Genomic DNA, 3,377 nt, shown 5'->3' on the forward strand with positions numbered 1-3,377 from the left:
GCACACCGTCCATCGCGTCAATCTCCCGCGCTGTCCACCACGGCGGCCCACTCGTCGAGCAGCGCCTGGGCCGAGGCGTCGTCCGGGCCTTCCGCCCACAGATGGGTGACGGCTTCCGCCCGGTCGGGTAGGACCATGATCCACCGCCCGTCCGCCTCGACCACGCGGACCCCGTCCGTGGTGTCCACCCGGCGGTCGCCGGCCGCTTCGACGACCCGTCGCATGACGAGCCCCTTGACGGCCCACGGCGTCGCCAGGTCGCGGCGCAGGACATGCGCCCGGGGGATGCGGGCGTCGATCTGGCTCAGGGTGAGCTGGGTGCGCGCGACGAGCCCGATGAGCCGGACGAAGGCGGCGGTCCCGTCGAAGACGCTGCTGAATTCGGGAACGATGAACCCGCCGCGCCCGTCTCCCCCGAAGATGGTGTCCTCTTCACGGCCCACCCGGGTCAGGTCGTCGGGCGAGGTGGTCGTCCACTCCACCTGGGTGCCGTGGTAGGCCGCCACCTGCTCGGCGACGCGCGTGGTCGTCACGGGGAGGGCGACCCGACCGCTGCGCCGCTCGGCGGCGACGAGATCGAGGAGGACCAGCAGGGCCCGGTCGTCCTCGATGATCCGGCCCAGTTCGTCGACGAGGGAGAGCCGCTCCCCCACCGGGTCGAACCGCACTCCGAAGGCCGCCCGCGCCGAGGACACGATCTCCCCGAGCCGCACCAGACCGGCCCGCCGGGTGTCGGCGGACTCGGTTGGCCGCGCCTCGTCGAGCCCGGGGTTGATCGTCAGCGCGTCCACGCCGAGCCGCCCGAGCAGGCTGGGCAGGACGAGCCCGGCGCTGCCGTTGGAGGCGTCGACGACGACCTTGAGGCCGGAGTCGGCGATGCCGTCGACGTCGACGTTGCGCAGGAGGGATCCGGTGTACGAGTCGAACACGCTGGACGGGAAGTGCAGGTCCCCGATCTCGCCGGGGAAGGCACGGCGGTACTCCTGGCGTGCGTACACCCGGTCGAGCTTGCGCTGCTGCGCCTGCGAGAGGTCGGCGCCCCGCTCGTCGATGAACATGATGTCCACGGAGTCGGGCACGCCCGGAGACGTACGGATCATGATGCCGCCGGCGCTGCCCCGGGCGGTCTGCTGACGTGCCACGGGCAGGGGGACGTTCTCCAGGTCCCGTACGTCGATGGCGCTGGCCTGGAGAGCCGAAATGACGGCCCGCTTGAGGGCGCGGGCGCCTCGGGAGTGGTCACGTGCGGTGGTAACCGTCGAGCCCTTCTTCAGGGTCGTGGCGTAGGCGCCCGCCAGCCGTACGGCCAGTTCGGGGGTGATCTCGACGTTCAGGATTCCGGAGACCCCGCGCGCTCCGAAGAGATGCGCCTGCCCTCGGGACTCCCAGATCACCGAGGTGTTGACGAACGCGCCGGCCTCGATGGTCTTGAACGGGTACACCCGGACGTTGCCCTGGATGATCGACTCCTCGCCGACCAGGCATTCGTCGCCGATGACAGCGCCGTCCTCGACGCGGGCCGCACGCATGATGTCGGTGTTCTTACCGACCACGCAGCCGCGCAGGTTGCTGTGCTGTCCGATGTAGACGTTGTCGTGGACCACGGCCTTGTGGAGGAAGGCCCCGGTCTTGACGACGACGTTCGACCCGACCACCGTGTGTTCGCGGATCTCGACGTCGGCCTCGACCTTGGCGTAGTCGCCGATGTACAGCGGTCCGCGCAGCACGGCGTCGGGGTGGACCTCAGCTCCTTCGGCGACCCACACGCCGGGCGAGATCTCGAAGCCGTCGAGCTCCACGTCGACCTTGCGCTCCAAGACGTCCGCCTGGGCCTTGACGTAGCTCTCGTGGGTGCCGACGTCCTCCCAGTAGCCCTCGGCGATATAGCCGTAGATGGGCTTGCCCTCCTTCATCAGCTGAGGGAAGACATCACCGGACCAGTCGACCGAGGTGTCGGCCTGGACGTAGTCGAAGACCTCGGGCTCCATGACGTAGATGCCCGTGTTCACGGTGTCCGAGAAGACCTGTCCCCAGGTCGGCTTCTCCAGGAACCGTTCGACCTGACCGTTCTCGTCCACGATGGTGATGCCGAATTCCAGCGGATTGGGAACGCGGGTCAGGCAGACCGTGACGAGGCCGCCCTTTTCCTTGTGGAAGGCGATGAGGTCGGTGAGGTCGAAGTCGGTGAGCGCGTCACCGGAAATGACGAGGAACGTGTCGTCCTTCAACGCCTCCTCGGCGTTCTTCACGCTGCCCGCGGTGCCGAGTGGCTTCTCCTCGTTGGCATAGGTGAGCTCCATACCGAGCTCCTCGCCGTCCCCGAAATAATTCTTGACGAGGGATGCGAGGAACTGGACGGTCACTACTGTTTCGCTGAGCCCATGCCGCTTGAGCAGCCGCAGGACGTGCTCCATGATCGGCCGATTGGCCACGGGCAGGAGCGGCTTGGGCATGCTCGAGGTCATGGGGCGAAGACGTGTGCCTTCGCCGCCAGCCATCACGACGGCCTTCATGTCGGAAACGTCCTCCTACAAGAGACGACGGTCAGCCGACTTCGCCCGTCGGGGCGGCATGCGCACCATCTGCCGCGAGCCGGCGACATTGCACGGCACCGCATCAACGAGCTCAATCGGCTACTGCGTCCGCCTTCACAAGTCGGCGGACCTGAACCACGTACAAGATTCCTGCCCACCAGTAGAGGGTTGTACCCCAACCTGCGAACGCCCATCCGAAAACGGCGGCCAGTGTGGCCAGCCAACCACTCCCGTCGCTGAGCAGCAACAAGGGGAACGCGTACATCAGGTTGAAAGTTGCAGCTTTCCCGAGGAAGTTGACCTGCGGGGGCGGATAGCCGTGGCGGCGCAGGATGGCCACCATCACGAGAAGCATCAGTTCCCGGGCGAGAAGTGCCGCGGTGACCCAGAGGGGCAGAATCTCACGCCAGGTGAGGCCAACCAGGGTGGAAAGGATGTAGAGGCGGTCGGCCGCCGGGTCCAGGAGCCGGCCGAGGCTGCTGATCTGGTTCCACTTGCGGGCGAGCTTCCCGTCCAGGTAGTCGCTGATGCCGCTGAGCATCAGGACGAGCAGCGCCCAGTTGTCGCTGTTGGGCCCTCCGAACACGGGGCGGAGAATCAGCCACAGGAAGAGCGGTACCCCGACAAGGCGAGCCATGCTGAGGATGTTGGGGATGGTGAGGACCCGGTCCGTCTGGACCCGAGTCTCCTGGACCTCCACCCGGGGGCCTCCTGTGAAGAACGTGCCAATGATGCCCCCTGACCCTACCCTCAGCTTCCACAGGCGGGTGCACGGGGGTGGTGGGAAGGTGAACGACGCGCAAAAGGCTGAGAACGCAGGAAAGCCCCGCACCACAAGGGTGC

Annotated in this window: 2 protein-coding genes; both read right to left on the reverse strand. The window is 67.2% G+C overall.

Features of this window, described 5'->3' with window-relative positions:
* Positions 1–17 precede the first annotated feature (17 nt).
* Positions 18–2,513 carry a sugar phosphate nucleotidyltransferase gene (locus ACFWM7_RS34510; RefSeq protein ID WP_383268522.1) on the reverse strand — a complete coding sequence of 832 codons (2,496 nt, stop codon included), beginning with the start codon at positions 2,511–2,513 and terminating at the stop codon, positions 18–20.
* 112 nt (positions 2,514–2,625) lie between these two features.
* Positions 2,626–3,234, reverse strand: a complete 609-nt coding sequence (locus ACFWM7_RS34515; RefSeq protein ID WP_007452211.1) for a CDP-alcohol phosphatidyltransferase family protein — start codon at positions 3,232–3,234, stop codon at positions 2,626–2,628.
* Positions 3,235–3,377 lie beyond the last annotated feature (143 nt).

The sequence above is a fragment of the Streptomyces sp. NPDC058375 genome, from assembly GCF_042723425.1.
In the GTDB taxonomy this organism is placed as follows: domain Bacteria; phylum Actinomycetota; class Actinomycetes; order Streptomycetales; family Streptomycetaceae; genus Streptomyces; species Streptomyces durocortorensis.

What these genes read in the sequence shown, in the direction of transcription:
- ACFWM7_RS34510 (WP_383268522.1), bottom strand. Translation starts at nt 2,513, where the DNA reads ATGAAGGCCGTCGTGATGGCTGGCGGCGAAGGCACACGTCTTCGCCCC.